We start from the raw sequence: 14365 nt of genomic DNA, 5'->3' as shown, positions 1-14365 counted from the left end.
GAGGGTTTATGAGCAAAAAAAAGAGAAAACACGGTCCTTTGCTTGCGATTGATATTGGTAGTTCAAGTGTGAAATTTTCTCAAGGACAGATGTCGAATGGTCGATTGAAAGTTTCATTACTTGGTATAAAAGCAGTTCCAGAAGGCGTGTACAGTAATGGTATGATTCACGATTATCAAACATTAAAGGCAATTATTTCAGGTTCAATTCATGAGTTTAAAATTAAAAACAAAGACACCGTAATCACTATTGAAAGCTCAGATACCATTAAAAGAGAGATGGTGATACAAAAAGTTCCTGATGAGGATAAGGCAGACTTAATCGCATATGAAGTCAGTCAGTATTTACCGATTGAAATTTCTAATTATATTTTGCAATATAAAGATATCGAAGAAATCATGGAAGAAGATGTGAAAAAAGTCAAAATACTTCTTGGCGCAATGCCGAAGGAAATTGTAAAAGCTCATTTTGACTTGATCAACGAATGTGGTTTAAATCCATGCTATCTCGATATGCATAGTAATTCATTGGAAAAATTAATTCAATATGAAAAAAGCAGTATGAATACTCCTAACAATACAAGTGCTTATATCGATTTTGGCAATAAAATGATTAATATTACATTATTTGAAAATCAAGTGTATAAATTTAATCGAATTATCAAAATGGGCAGTTCTGAGTTCAATAGAATACTTGTGGATTATCTATCAATAGATGGAGATGAAGCTGAAAAAAGAAAGAAAGCGACAAGTGTAACTGCAATTTATAAGTCACACAGTCAAATAGACAAAGCCGCTTCAGATTCAGAGGACGATATTAAAAACATCGTTATTAGAGAAAGTGTGAGCTTTTTTGATGAGTTAATCGATGAAATCGATAAGGTTTTCAAATATCATATAAGCCGTCACAGTAATAACAAAATCGATCAGGTTTATCTGATCGGTGGTGGGGCTCAATTTGTTGATGTTGAAGAGCTTTTTAGTACGAGACTTGAGCTTCCAGTTAAAAAAATGGACAAGCTAAATAACGTTGAGTTTAATCTAAAGGACACAAAAGAACAAAAACATGTCAACCTTTACATTAATTCTGTTGGCGCATTGATAAGAGAATAGGGGGGAGAAAATGAGAGATTTTAACTTTTTTGAACCCTATTTGAAGGTTCAAGCCAAGCCAAAACGTTCAAAAGTATTACTTATAATATTAGGTGCACTTGTTTTAGCTCTGATTATCTACTATCAAGTATTTTTGATTTTACAAACATCAAAGCTAAATAGCGATATTGCTGAAGTAGATGAGTATTTAAATGCACCTGAAACATTAAGACATCTTGATTTAATCAACATTAAACAAACCAAAGAAACGCAACTTTCATTGGCAAATGACGACTTGAATTTGCTAATTGCGCAGTTAAAAAATGAAGATATCATCGATGAAATGTTCATTGACTTGATTAATGCCCAAATTCCACAGGGATTGTTTGTCTCTGAAATGAACTTAAGCCAGGAGTCATTAACTGCAAAAGGATACTCTGAAGATTATGACGCAATTGCACAGTTTGCTTATAATTTACGTGAAAGTGGACGTTTTTCAGATGTTCAAATTCCTTCAGTAGTAGAAGATAACGCAAATTATGTTTATTTAATTAATGCCACATTATCAAAGGAGGTCACAAATGAAAATTAGTCAAAGAGACCGACTTCTTCTGATATTTTTAGCTGTCATATTAATTCTTGCAGGATATTACTTCTTTTTGCTTGTCCCACAAGAAAATAATATTGAAAATTTAAAGACAGATTTGGCATTTAAAGAAGCAACTAAAAATGAAATCGAGTTGAAATTTGCTTCTGAGAAAAATTTAGATACTAGAATTGAAACCTTAGAGAATGAAATCGAGAAGAATTCTCAAAATTATTTTTCTTCTCTAACACAAGAAGAAACTTTAATGATAGTAGACAAGTTTTCTGAAGGATTGACTGTAAGCTTTTCAGATTTGCAGTTCGCTAACACTGAGCCTGAGGATTCAAAAATTATTCAAACATCGGCAATCTTACAATTTAATTCAAATTATGAGTCGTTGATGGCTTATCTTAGAAATTCAAGAACCTTTGAAAAAGAGGTTATTGTAAAAGAAGTCAATATTCAAAATAACCTGGCTGATGGATTATCTGGAAGCATTCAATTAGAATTTGATTCTATCCCAAGTATAGAAGCCTATGCAATTCCGTATAAAAAGCTTGTAACCACACAGTTTAATACGAGAGATATTCTACTTGGACCATTCGCACCTTACGATAATTTTGTTGTAGTTGAACCGACAGAAGCGACATCAGAAGTTGTGATAGATGATGGTTCGGTATACCCAAATTATCCTGAGTATCCAACTGATGAAACGGATGTAGACTATACTGACTACCGTCCAAAAACACAAATTTATGGATTTGAAGATGGTGCAAACTTCTTTGTTGGAAACAGTGAGGATGTAACTGGTTTCGTAACAAGAAGCAAAACTAAGATTGCTGGTGGTTATTCTGCTGAGCTTAATTTTGATTTTGGAAATGCAAGAGATTTTAGTGAAGCAAATGTAGTGTTTGACACAAATCCAATAATTATTACTCGCCAAGCGGACTATTTAGGATTATGGGTATATGCATATGAAGCATCCAATCATTCAATTGGTGCTGTAATTATTGATTCAAAGGGAAAAGAATATAAAGTTGAGTTTGTAGACAATGTCAATTGGACACAATGGAAAGAAATTGAAGCTGAAATGCCAGTTGAAATTTCATATCCATGTATGATTCAAAGAATCTATGTGGACGGTGTCGGCTATGACCAAAAACTACAAGGTAAATATCTGATGGATCAATTAGAAGTATCATATCCTGTAAATTAAAAAGGGGGGGATTATGTTGTCAAATATAAGAATAAAGAAATTAACAATGATCGTTCTGGTACTAGTCATGGTACTTCAGTCAAGTGCTGTATTTGCAACCGACACCTCGTTGGCTGATGGAACAGCAATGGGAACGACGCTAGGAACTTTAGATGGTCAAATAGAAGGGCGCAAAGATAGCAACGAAAATAGAATAAACAACTATTTAACGGCACTACCATCAAACGATGCTATTTCTAACAAATATTATTTAAGTAGAGAAACAAGCCAGTTTAAAAGCGCCTTTATTTCAGCCTATCGCATTGCTTTTCAAGAAGGATATGCAGCTGGTTACAGAGAGGTCTCTTTAGATAAGTATCTCACACCTGTTGAGTTTGCATATGATCACGGTTTCCAAGCAGGGACGGTTCAAGGGCAGTTATCAGGAATGGTAGATTTTGTACAAGGTAATAATGATAATTGGACAAATGCTTATCTTGACTATACTTCTGAAGGCTCAATCACGAGTCGCTACCTTTTAAATCGTGAATCTAACAACTATAAGGATTCATTCACAAATGGGTTTAGAGAAGGCTTTATGAATGCCTATACGGATATTTATCAAACTAAAAATGTTGAGTTTGAAATTAGAGGTAAAAATGCATTAGAGATGAATATGTGGGCAAACACATTGACTTATCAAGAAGAGTTTGTTAACTTTGACAATGGTAATATGGTTTCTGATGTAAAAACGACTATGAGTATTGACATTAGTGACGGAACTGTTCATGAACCAACATATTTAGCAGCATTTAAAACTCAAGACACATTTAACTACAAGAACACGAAATACGAACCGGCAAGTGGAAAATATACAGTAAAAGTTTTAAACGATCGCGGTATGGTGACACTTAAAAAACCAATTACACTATCCTTTGAGTATTATGGGTCTGAGAGAGCAGGCATCTATCAATATTACAATGGTAAATGGAATTATGTATTTACTCAGTTAGAAGATGGTAAGCTTTCAATCCAAGTTCCATCTGGTTCATATGCTGGTGGCGAGTATGCAATTTTCATTGATAACAACTACAAAAATATTGAAGATATTACCTTCAATTGGGCTTACAAAGAAATTTATACTTTAATGCGTAGAGGTGTTGTAAGCTATAACAGAATGTATCTACCAAACACTGCAATTACGAGAGCAGAGTTAGCGCAGCTTGTTTACAGTGTAATATCTTATAGCGATCCATTAAAAACAACTGTACCAACCATTCAAGATGCTAGTAGTTTTACAAACAGTAAAAGTGCGGTTGAGTATATGGTGGGTAAAAGATATTTAACACTGGATGCAAATGGTAACTTTAATCCAAGTCAAACGGTCTCATATACAGAGATCGAGAACATGCTCAGCAAGATGTTTTTACGAGATGTGAAGTGGACAGAAGTATCAAATAAGATGCTGATGGAAAAATACACTCGTTCTACTGGAACAACAAATCGAAGCGCTTCAATCACAAAAGCTGAAGTTGCGTATATGTTGATCAATTACTTTAAATAATTCATGTAAAAGAGGTAGGCCAGTCTTACCTCTTTTAGTTTAATTGCCGATAAAGTTACTGGAGGAATAAATGAATCTCATATTATGGACACTTTTATACAGTGGATTGGCAATTGTAATGCTCAAGTTTACAAAATTAACACTTCGTGAAGAGATTAATGTATCTAATAAAGAATTTGTTTGTGTTGTTACCGTATTTGGTATTTTAGGGGGAATTTTAAGCTATTTCTCGAATTCTTCTGTCGTACTCTGCATAATCTTTGCTTGGTTGCTTGTCATTGGATATATTGATATAAAAATTCATTCAATATACCATTGGACATTGATCATAGCTTGTATCCTCCATCTCGGTGGTAATTTTCTATATCAGAATCAAATCGTAAATGGCTTGCTTGGTGGCTTAATTGGCTTAAGTATTTATGGCATCATTTATGGCGGAGCATATTTGTATTATAAACGGGAAGCCTTTGGATTTGGCGACGTCTTGCTAATGGGGAGTTTGGGTTTGTTTTTTGGTTTACAAAAAACAGTCATGATTGCCATGCTTTCATTCTATATTGCGTTAATTGGTATCGTCATTTTAGCACTTATAGGAAAAAAACTGAAAAGGTCAATAGAAATTGCATTTGCCCCTTACATGATTCTTTCCGCTATAGTAGTAGCATTATTTGAACATCAAATCATTGAATTGTATCGAAGCATTTTTATGATATAATGACTATATTAAGTCATTGGAGGTTCTCTTGAGATTAAAGAGTTTAGAAAAAGCAGAAATAGGTGACATATTAGGTAAACCAGTATACGATGACAAATGCCAACTGTTACTTGCAAAAGATGTGAAACTATCACATACCTATATAGATCGATTAAAGAAAGCTAATATACAATGCATATATATTGACGACGAGTTATCTGAAGGCTTAGAATCAGAAACACTCGTTCCAGATGAGCTCAAAATCAGGTCAGTTTCAGCGGTAAAAAATGTATTTAAAGACTTGTCTGAAAGAAAAGGTGGCAACTATAATATTAAAAGCATCGATACCATTAAAAACGTCGTTGATGAAATGATGAAGATTATTTATGATAATCCTTCAACTTTATATCAAATGACTGAGCTTATGGGTACAGACATGTACACCTATAATCATTCAGCTGAAGTTGCAGTACTCTCTATGCTAGTTGCTAAAAGTATGAAACTGAGTGACACATTTATTCAAAAAATTGGTGTTGGGGCGATGCTGCATGATTTAGGTAAAATGCAGATTCCTGGAGAGATACTGAACAAAGTTGCAACACTGGAACCAGAAGAAGAACGTTTGGTTAAGGAACATGTTCAGTTTGGTTACGACATGTTAAAGGATAACGATTTTATATCGCCGATTTCTAGACAAATCGTTTTGTTACACCATGAAAAACTCAATGGTTCTGGATATCCTTATCGACTTTCAGGGGAACAGATTCCGATTCATGTTCGAATCGTTACGATGTGTGATATTTTCAACGCAATTTCATCGAATCGTGCTTATAAATCGAGATTGAATGCAGATGAAGCACTTGAAATAATAAGAACTGAAGCGGTATACGAGTTAGATAGAGATATCTACTATCATCTATTAAAAGTCGTGAACATCTATCCTGTGGGTACGATTGTACAGTTGTCAAATGGTGAGTTTGGCATTGTAATTAAAGAAAACCATGAAGCACAAACCAGACCGGTGATTCAAATTATTAGAGATAAAAAGCGTGCAGAAACAGTGGACTTAATGGATTATCTGACAGTCTTTATCAGTAAAACGATAGAATTGTAACTCCTGAGGTGCATATGGCCATATTCGTCTTTTTCATCAATTTAACGATATCAATTTTCATTCTATTTAGGCTATTATATAAGGCGTTTAAAGAAAAGTATGAAAGCAATATAATGCTTATAATCATTCTTGTCTTTATTGTCTTAGGTGGCATTTATAGTCTTGGCAAAAATAGGTTATCGAACGATTGGTTGAGCGAAGTGGCTATTTTGTTTTTTTTGATTTACTTTTTAACGAAGGTATTAGCAGATAAAACAAATCCATCAGGCTATATTCGTAGTTTTATAGATGTCAAAACCCTTTTTGATTCTGAAATCATTTCAAACTTGGATGAAGGAATTGCCTTGATTAAAAATGATATGATGGAAGTAGTATATGCAAATGACCGATTCATTGGTTGGTTTGGTAAAGGAAAAGAAATCGTTCCAATGGAAGAGGTCATTCGACTTATTTTACGAGGACAATCGGTGGTAGAACTCGTAGATGCAGAGAATCATAAAGTGAGTTTAAGGGGGAGAATTGTCAACTATGGTACTAAGTTCGCACTAATTTATTTTCAAGATATCTCTGAGATTGATAGCTTTAAGAATGATCTTAATCGATTAAAAGCCGATCTCAATTATAATTGGAAACACTCTGAAAAAATCATTCTTATGCGTAATAAACTGGGAATCATTACTTATGCCAATCAGTCAGCAGCAGATTTTCTGCATAAGTCTATCTCTCAAATTATTGGTTTGCCACTATCTAATATATATATAGATTCAGAAGAAGCAGCAGCACACCAGAACATTCACGACAAACTGATGAATAAAGAAATTGAACATTATAAAGGGACGTTGAAGTATACCTATGCTATGAAAACAACAGGATATATTCAGCTAGAGGAACAATTGATCCATTTAGATGAAGATGGGGTAGTTCTTTCAAGTGGAACTATTATTACTGAAAAGTACTTTTTAGACCTTTTATTGAGTGCCTACCAAATCATACATCAAAAAGGAATGACTTCGCCTCATTCAACATATGTTGTTGCCGATTTGATTCATTATGATCTATTGTTTAAAGAGCGGTTTGTTCATGTTATGAATGCTCCAATTCATTCGCTAAATATGTTTATCGGTGGGTTATCTCATCAGGATCGCATCTATCTAGAAAACATTATAGAAAGTCCTCAGTTTTTTCAACAAAAAATAATATGCTATAACGAGGTGTTTAATTTTTGGGTAGAAGAATGTCTATTTACGGAAAGTGGTCATTTATCAGGAATCGCAATGAAGTACATGAACTCAGAGGTTATCTCAGATAGCCAATCGATTATTGGTCCAATGATTCTCAATCATGTTAAAGAAGGGATATTGATTGTCAATAGCTTTGGCTATATCGAATACGCGAATGAAATGATTCAAAGAGTGTTAGAGTATGACAATAATAATTTGATTGGTATGAGTTATGTTGATTTAAGTGATGAACTGACTCATGAAGCCTTTAAAAGAAACGTTGAAATGACGAAACAACACCAGTCACTTCATTTTGAACGCGTATATAACACGATGTATGGCGATCCAGTTCCAATTGAAGTTGTAGCCATGAACTTTGTACACCACTCTGAAGACAAACTTTTGCTATTGTTAAGAGACGTATCTGAAAAGTTTAATTACAAAAGAAAACTGGTTGATTCTCAATCGAAATACGCTCAAATGTTTGAAGCCATGCAGGATAGCGTTATCGAAATCATATTGCCAAGCAAAATGGTTAACCTCTATAGAGAGTTTGATCTAGAGAAAGGTTTAGTGGGAATTGAAATCTCTTTTTTACAATGGTTAAATTCAATCTATCTCTCAGACCAAGCTATCGTCTACGAAGCAATAGACGTCATCACTTCGGATAAAAAGAAGGATCATAGATTTGAATTTAGGCAGTATAAAAATGGCATATTAGTTTGGTTTGCGGCTCAAGGCAAATATCTTGTGACACCAGAAGGAGCCTCTATCAGCTTAACACTTAGAAACATAACTGACTTAAAAGATACTGAAAGTAAGCTGGAAGAGAATAACACAATTTTGCATGAAATAGAAGGCGTTACCAAAGCAGCATATTGGTCATATGATGTGACGACAAATAGTTTTCAAATGCCATCCAGTATCGCTAGTTGGTTAAAATTTGATATAGAAAATCGGAATCTTTCGGATCAAGGCTATATCATTTGGCGTTATGATGAGTTCATTAAGCAGCTATATCCATTGGATGCAGAATATTTTGAAGACAAGTTTTCTAAGCTTATATTAAAAAAAGAGTCAATCGATATAATTATTAGGTTTCACAATCACGGTAGAATTATTTATGTTAGAGTTCAAGGAGAATCATCGATGCATTTAGACCAAGTATCAGGTGCGAAAGGCTATTTGAACGATGTTACTGAGAACGTATCTTTGAAGCAAGGCAACGATGAACTAAACAGTTTATTACAGAAAATGCTTGAGAAAGCTGAGTATGCCTTTGTTATCATCAGAGGTAACGGTCAGATTTATTACAGTAACCAAAAGGCTTTGGATTATCTTGAAACGACTAGCGAAGCTTTACAAAGCAGTATGGATTTAGTTTCAAATTTAAAGTCCAAATACAGTATCGGGAATTTGTTGACGCTAGAACAAATCATCAATATCAATGGACCATTATTTGAACAACCTGTAATTGAAGCGCTTTATGATAAAAACGGAGATGCTAAATATACATTAGAGGTTGTACAGATTCATGATGCAGATCAACATTTACTAGGCAAAATAGTATCACTTTCACCTCAAAATCAAGGCTAATGAAAAACCCAATAGGTGCTTGCACCTATTGGGTTTTATTTTTATTACGTACAATTTGAATACTTGTAACTAAAAATGAGAAGCAACCAATGAATCGAAAACCACCTGTTATACATAGCGCAATTTGAATATTAGTTTGATTCATAATCCAAACGCCGATGAGAGGTGTCACTGTTGCTGAGATGGCTATGATTGTATTATAAAATGCTATTACAGTCGTTCTATTATCCTTAGGTGTCGTTTCAAGTAATAAATTAAATAAGACCAATGTAGTGCCTGTTATTGAAAACCCAATTAATAGATTGAAGAGTACAAGCATAGTGAGTGACTTACTCAACACATAAAGAAAAGGCGTGATACTCATACCAAATGTCGCAATAAATGCGGTTAATGGATTACCAAAACGATCTGCAAATTTTGCCCATAACGTGGCGGTGGTAATAGATGCGATGCCACTAGCGATGGAGATAGCACTTAACCATGCCTCGTTAGCCCCAAGATATTGAATTGTGTATAGATTAAATAGTGGCCACCCCATTTGCCAGCCAAAATAAAAGAGAACTGAAGAAATTAAAAAATTTCGATATGGGATATAAGTAAGTGTGTGTGTCACTGTAAATCTCAATGAAGACAAAGCATTTTGAATAATAAGTGTTCGATTTTTTTTAGTAGCTGATGAGCGGTAGCTCTCTATAGTTGATGTGTCGAACTGCCTATAGCTATAAACTTCCCAAAGCCCAAAAATAAATGAAAGAACAAAGAACGCTTGATAAAGAGAGATGACCGTTTCATTAGATTTTGGAAATGTTAATAGGAAACCAGATAAAAATGTGACAAATAATCTAAAGAGATCTGAGTATTTATTTCTCAAGCTCATTGCAATTCCGCGATCTCTCGGTGAAAATAGATCCCCAATACTAGACTGATAACCCATCGTATAGATTGAACCAGGTAAATTCATTATTGCGACTAAAAAAACAAAAATCCAAGCTTTGTTTGGAATATTTAAAAGAGGCAGTGCTGCCATCATTAAGAAGAATAACTTGTGAATGAGCATCAAAGTAGCCGTAGATTTTATTTTGTTTCCAATGGCATCTATAAATAATGCACCTGGAATTAAGGCGAATAAACTTATAAATGCAGGGAGAGAGTTGAGAGATGCAATTGCGTAAGCATTTGCGCCAAGCCTTTCAGCGAACTTAGCAAAATAAGGATTAACTAGATTTGTTGATATTGCTAGAGCGATGCCATTGTATATATTGAAACGGATATTTGGCTCAAAATTAGTCTTTAGTGAGTTTTTTAACTTCGCTATCATAAATGCACCTCAAGTTAATAGATAAGTCTCCAAATCAATTATAAGGCAGAAAATAAAAAACAAATAGATAATAAATATTAAGATATTGACAAAATGGAAAATAATGGATAATATTTAATTGTTAAAATATACCATTTAAGGAGGTTCCATGAATCAAGTAAGTTTAGTAGGTAGATTAGTACAAACACCAGAATTGAAAACACTTCAAGATGGCAATTGCGTAACCAAATTTAACATCGCCATTGATCGGTATTATGCTGTGTCACAGAAAGAAGAGAAAAAGTCGGAAGGAAAAGCAACTGCGGATTTTCCACGTGTAATCGTTTGGGGTAAGCAAGCTGAAAACTGCTGTAAATATCTTATGAAAGGCGCAATGGTGAGTGTTGCTGGAAGAGTGGCGACCTCAACCTATGAAAATACCGAAGGAGAAAATGTTTATCTCACAGAAATTATCGGAGAAAGAGTTCATTTTTTAGAAAACTCAAATTCAGAGTTCAGAAGAAGTGCAGAACAAAATAGCGTCGAAATGTGAGTTTAGCTAGTATTGTTGAAATTATTATGAAATATTGCCACAATTGTTAAAATAGTATAAATATTAAACTGGAAATTTTCGCCGTTAAATATTATAATTATTTTGTAAAGAAAAATTGACTAAGGTGGCTAAATGGCGAAGTTAAGTGTTTCAGAGATAATCCCAGGCATGATATTGCTTGATGACGTATTTGATGAAAGCGGCATATTACTAATTGGAAATGGTACTAATTTAACTCAAAACCACATTGACTTTTTAAAGCGTAAAATGGTGATGGAGGTAAATATCAAAAGCATTGATGATGAACCCTCAGTTAAAATAGCGCCTCGCCCTGTGGTTGAAGCTACTGATGTAGAAGAAAAATACAAAACAACTGTCGTAAAATTTAAGACCATATATAACGAATTCAGATTGGGGCGTGTACCAGTGTATCAAGAAATTGATGATGCACTTGAGCCTTTGTATGAAGCGATATTAAGCGACGACCATTTTACACGCAAAATGTGGCAAATACATGCTTATGATGATTATACCTTTGACCATTCTGTAAGAGTATCTATGATTTCTGGATTACTGGCTAAATGGTGTGGCTTAGATCATATAAAGATAAAAGAAGCTGCATTAGCTGGTTTGCTACATGATATAGGCAAATGTAATATTCCGGATCAAATTTTAAATAAACCCTCTTCATTAACGGTTGAAGAGTTTAAAGTAATGAAAACACACGCGATTTTAGGCTATATTTTAATAAAAGACATCCCTAATATTTCTTATGATGTTTTACAAGGCGTCATGCAGCATCATGAACGCGTGGATGGCTCAGGTTATCCGAACGGACTTAAAGGTAACGAAATCAATTATTTAGCAAAAATAGTTGCTGTTGCTGACGTTTATTGTGCGATGACTCAAGACCGTGTGTATAAAAAAGCAATGCACCCATTCGAAGCTATGAGTTTTATTTTAGAGAAATGTCATAGCTCTTTAGATTTTTCGATGTCAAAAACGTTCTTATCCAATATCTCACATTTTTATATTGGTCATGCTGTTATTCTAAACAATGGCTTATCGGGTGAAATCATTATGACTTATAAAGATGATCCAGCACGCCCTTTGGTACGAGTTGGAGAAGATTATTATGACTTAAGAAGACACATAGATATGGAAATTGTGTCAATGGTAGAATAAAAAATCTTGGACATCTAGTCCTCAGATTTATCACAAGAGAGATTGTGGTTAAATAATGAATTACGCTTATGTTGATTAATAACTCATAAGCGTTTTTTTAATTAGTAGCAAAGATTTTATTTAATCACAATCTCACTTGTAGAAAATTTTAGGCTTAGAAGCAAAAGATTTTTATAGTTCATATTAAGAACGTGTGTTCTATCAAAAATCCTTGCAAACTACTTACATATTTTGATATGATATAGGTTGATAGATAATCAAAGACTTTTTAAAGAGGTGGCAAATGAGCAAAACCAGTTACAACAATGAAAGTATCACAGCCCTTAAAGGTGCAGATCGAGTACGAAAAAGACCGTCTGTTATTTTTGGGTCTGATGGATTAGAAGGATGTCAACACTCTTTTTTCGAGATTCTGTCAAATTCAATAGATGAGGCACGCGGTGGCTACGGTAAAGAAATTACTGTTATAAGACATAAGGATTTATCCATATCTGTAATTGACCAGGCACGTGGTATACCAGTTGATTACAATCCTAAAGAGGATAAGTATAACTGGGAGTTGGTTTTTACTGAATTATATGCAGGCGGTAAATATAATAACAACGAATCTTCAGTTTATGAATTTAGCCTTGGACTGAATGGCCTTGGACTATGCGCAACTCAATATAGTTCTGAGTACATGGATGTTATCATTCATAGAGATGGTTATGAATATGAACTTCACTTTAAAAAAGGTGAGATTGCTGAAAATGGATATAGTAGAATTGAAAAAAAGTATAGAGTTACTGGTTCAAATATAAGATGGCGCCCAGATTTGGAAGTTTTTAAGGATATTGAAATTCCACTAGAGTATTTTCAAGACGTCATGAAAAAGCAATCTATCGTTAACCCTGGAATTAATTTTGTACTCAAAGACGAGTTCTCTGAATTAGCATTTGAGTATCGCTATGAAAGAGGTATTCAGGATTATGTAGAAGAGCTTAGTGAGGATAAACACTTTACCGATGTCGTGTATTTTGAAGACGAAGGTAAAGGCCGAGATCGAGAAGATATGCCGGATTACAAAGTGAAGGCACAAGTTGCATTTGCGTTTAATAATGAAGTTAATGTTCTTGAATACTTTCATAACTCGAGCTTTCTAGAACATGGTGGCTCACCGGATAAAGCAGTTAAGAATGCGTTTGTCTATGAGCTAGATAAGTTTATTAAGCAGTTAAACAAGTACACTAAAAACGAAAAGAAAATTTCTTTTGTGGATATTCAAGACAGTCTTGTACTTGTATCCACAAGTTTTTCGACCATAACAAGCTATGAGAATCAAACGAAGAAATCGATAACCAATAAGTTTGTACAAGATTTTATGACAGATATGATTAAGAAGAATCTTGAAATCTACTTTATAGAAAATAAAGAACATGCTGAAAAAATTGTTGATCAAGTCTTAATCAATAAAAGATCTAGAGAAAAAGCTGAGACAACTCGTTTAAATCTCAAGAAGACATTAAGTTCAAAGATTGATGTAACTAACAGAGTTAAAAAATTCGTTGATTGTAGAACCAAAGACACAAATAGGAGAGAAGTCTATATTTTAGAAGGTGATTCTGCTCTTGGTTCGTGTAAATTAGCGAGAGATAGTGAATTTCAAGCACTTATGCCAATTAGAGGGAAAATTTTAAATTGTCTTAAAGCGGACTACGAAAAGATTTTTCAATCGGAAATTATCATAGATCTTATCAAAGTGTTAGGATGTGGCGTTGAAATCAAAACACGTCATAACAAAGATTTAGATACATTTAACTATGACAATCTGAAATGGGATAAAGTCATTATTTGTACCGATGCAGACGTAGACGGTTATCATATCAGAACGCATGTCCTTACAATGATTTATAGACTCATCCCAACGCTTATCGATCGTGGTAATGTCTATATAGCTGAATCTCCTTTGTTTGAAATTTCGCATGAAGGAAAAACCTTCTTTGCCTATAATGAAAAGGAAAAAAACGATTATCTTAAGAAATTAGGCAATAAAAAATATACGATTCAAAGGTCAAAAGGTCTTGGAGAGAATGATCCCGACATGATGTGGCAAACCACCATGTGTCCTGATTCTAGAAGACTCATAAGAGTGACACCAAGTGAAATGGAACATACACAAAGAATGTTCGAAATTCTTCTTGGAGATGATTTGGATGGTAGAAAAGAATTTATTGAACAAAATGGTGAACAGTATTTAGAAATGCTAGACTTAAGCTAATCTCATGAGGTGT

The 14365-nt window shown here is 34.0% G+C and carries 11 protein-coding genes; 10 read left to right on the top strand and 1 reads right to left on the bottom strand.

What is annotated here, in order from left to right; all coding sequences use genetic code 11:
- Positions 1–8: 8 nt before the first annotated feature.
- The 7 genes from pilM (at position 9) to AC4PID_RS02810 (ending at position 9060) form a co-directional block, all read left to right on the top strand.
- Positions 9–1112, top strand: coding sequence for a type IV pilus assembly protein PilM (gene pilM / locus AC4PID_RS02840; RefSeq protein ID WP_492134058.1), 1104 nt, complete (start codon positions 9–11; stop codon positions 1110–1112).
- 10 nt (positions 1113–1122) lie between these two features.
- Positions 1123–1683 carry a PilN domain-containing protein gene (locus AC4PID_RS02835; RefSeq protein WP_492134057.1) on the top strand — a complete coding sequence of 187 codons (561 nt, stop codon included), beginning with the start codon at positions 1123–1125 and terminating at the stop codon, positions 1681–1683.
- A complete protein-coding gene (locus tag AC4PID_RS02830; protein WP_492134056.1) occupies positions 1673–2893 on the top strand; it encodes a hypothetical protein in 1221 nt (406 codons plus the stop codon). Before AC4PID_RS02835 ends, AC4PID_RS02830 begins: the two co-directional genes overlap by 11 nt.
- 13 nt (positions 2894–2906) lie before the next feature.
- Positions 2907–4436 carry an S-layer homology domain-containing protein gene (locus AC4PID_RS02825; RefSeq protein WP_492134055.1) on the top strand — a complete coding sequence of 510 codons (1530 nt, stop codon included), beginning with the start codon at positions 2907–2909 and terminating at the stop codon, positions 4434–4436.
- 70 nt (positions 4437–4506) lie between these two features.
- Positions 4507–5151: a prepilin peptidase gene (locus AC4PID_RS02820; RefSeq protein WP_492134054.1), complete on the top strand. Its 645-nt coding sequence runs from the start codon at positions 4507–4509 to the stop codon at positions 5149–5151.
- Between the two features lie 28 nt (positions 5152–5179).
- Positions 5180–6244 carry an HD-GYP domain-containing protein gene (locus tag AC4PID_RS02815; RefSeq protein ID WP_492134053.1) on the top strand — a complete coding sequence of 355 codons (1065 nt, stop codon included), beginning with the start codon at positions 5180–5182 and terminating at the stop codon, positions 6242–6244.
- Between the two features lie 113 nt (positions 6245–6357).
- Positions 6358–9060: a PAS domain-containing protein gene (locus AC4PID_RS02810; protein WP_492134052.1), complete on the top strand. Its 2703-nt coding sequence runs from the start codon at positions 6358–6360 to the stop codon at positions 9058–9060.
- A gap of 25 nt (positions 9061–9085) precedes the next feature.
- Here the strand turns inward: AC4PID_RS02810 and AC4PID_RS02805 are convergent, their stop codons facing one another.
- Entirely contained in the window at positions 9086–10378 is a 1293-nt protein-coding gene (locus tag AC4PID_RS02805) for an MFS transporter (RefSeq protein ID WP_492134051.1), read from the bottom strand.
- A 148-nt stretch (positions 10379–10526) separates the two neighbouring features.
- On the opposite strand from AC4PID_RS02805, the gene AC4PID_RS02800 reads away from it, so the two are divergent.
- The 3 genes from AC4PID_RS02800 to AC4PID_RS02790 all read left to right on the top strand — a co-directional run bounded on the left by AC4PID_RS02800 (position 10527) and on the right by AC4PID_RS02790 (position 14352).
- Entirely contained in the window at positions 10527–10910 is a 384-nt protein-coding gene (locus tag AC4PID_RS02800) for a single-stranded DNA-binding protein (RefSeq protein WP_492134050.1), read from the top strand.
- A 132-nt stretch (positions 10911–11042) separates the two neighbouring features.
- Positions 11043–12095: an HD-GYP domain-containing protein gene (locus tag AC4PID_RS02795; RefSeq protein WP_492134049.1), complete on the top strand. Its 1053-nt coding sequence runs from the start codon at positions 11043–11045 to the stop codon at positions 12093–12095.
- A 283-nt stretch (positions 12096–12378) separates the two neighbouring features.
- The gene (locus tag AC4PID_RS02790; protein WP_492134048.1) at positions 12379–14352 is read left to right on the top strand and encodes a DNA gyrase/topoisomerase IV subunit B; all 1974 of its coding nucleotides are present in this window, start codon (positions 12379–12381) and stop codon (positions 14350–14352) included.
- Positions 14353–14365 lie beyond the last annotated feature (13 nt).

This window comes from Fusibacter sp. QWL-12, assembly GCF_058683495.1.
This window is presented reverse-complemented; position numbering and strand designations above follow the sequence as displayed.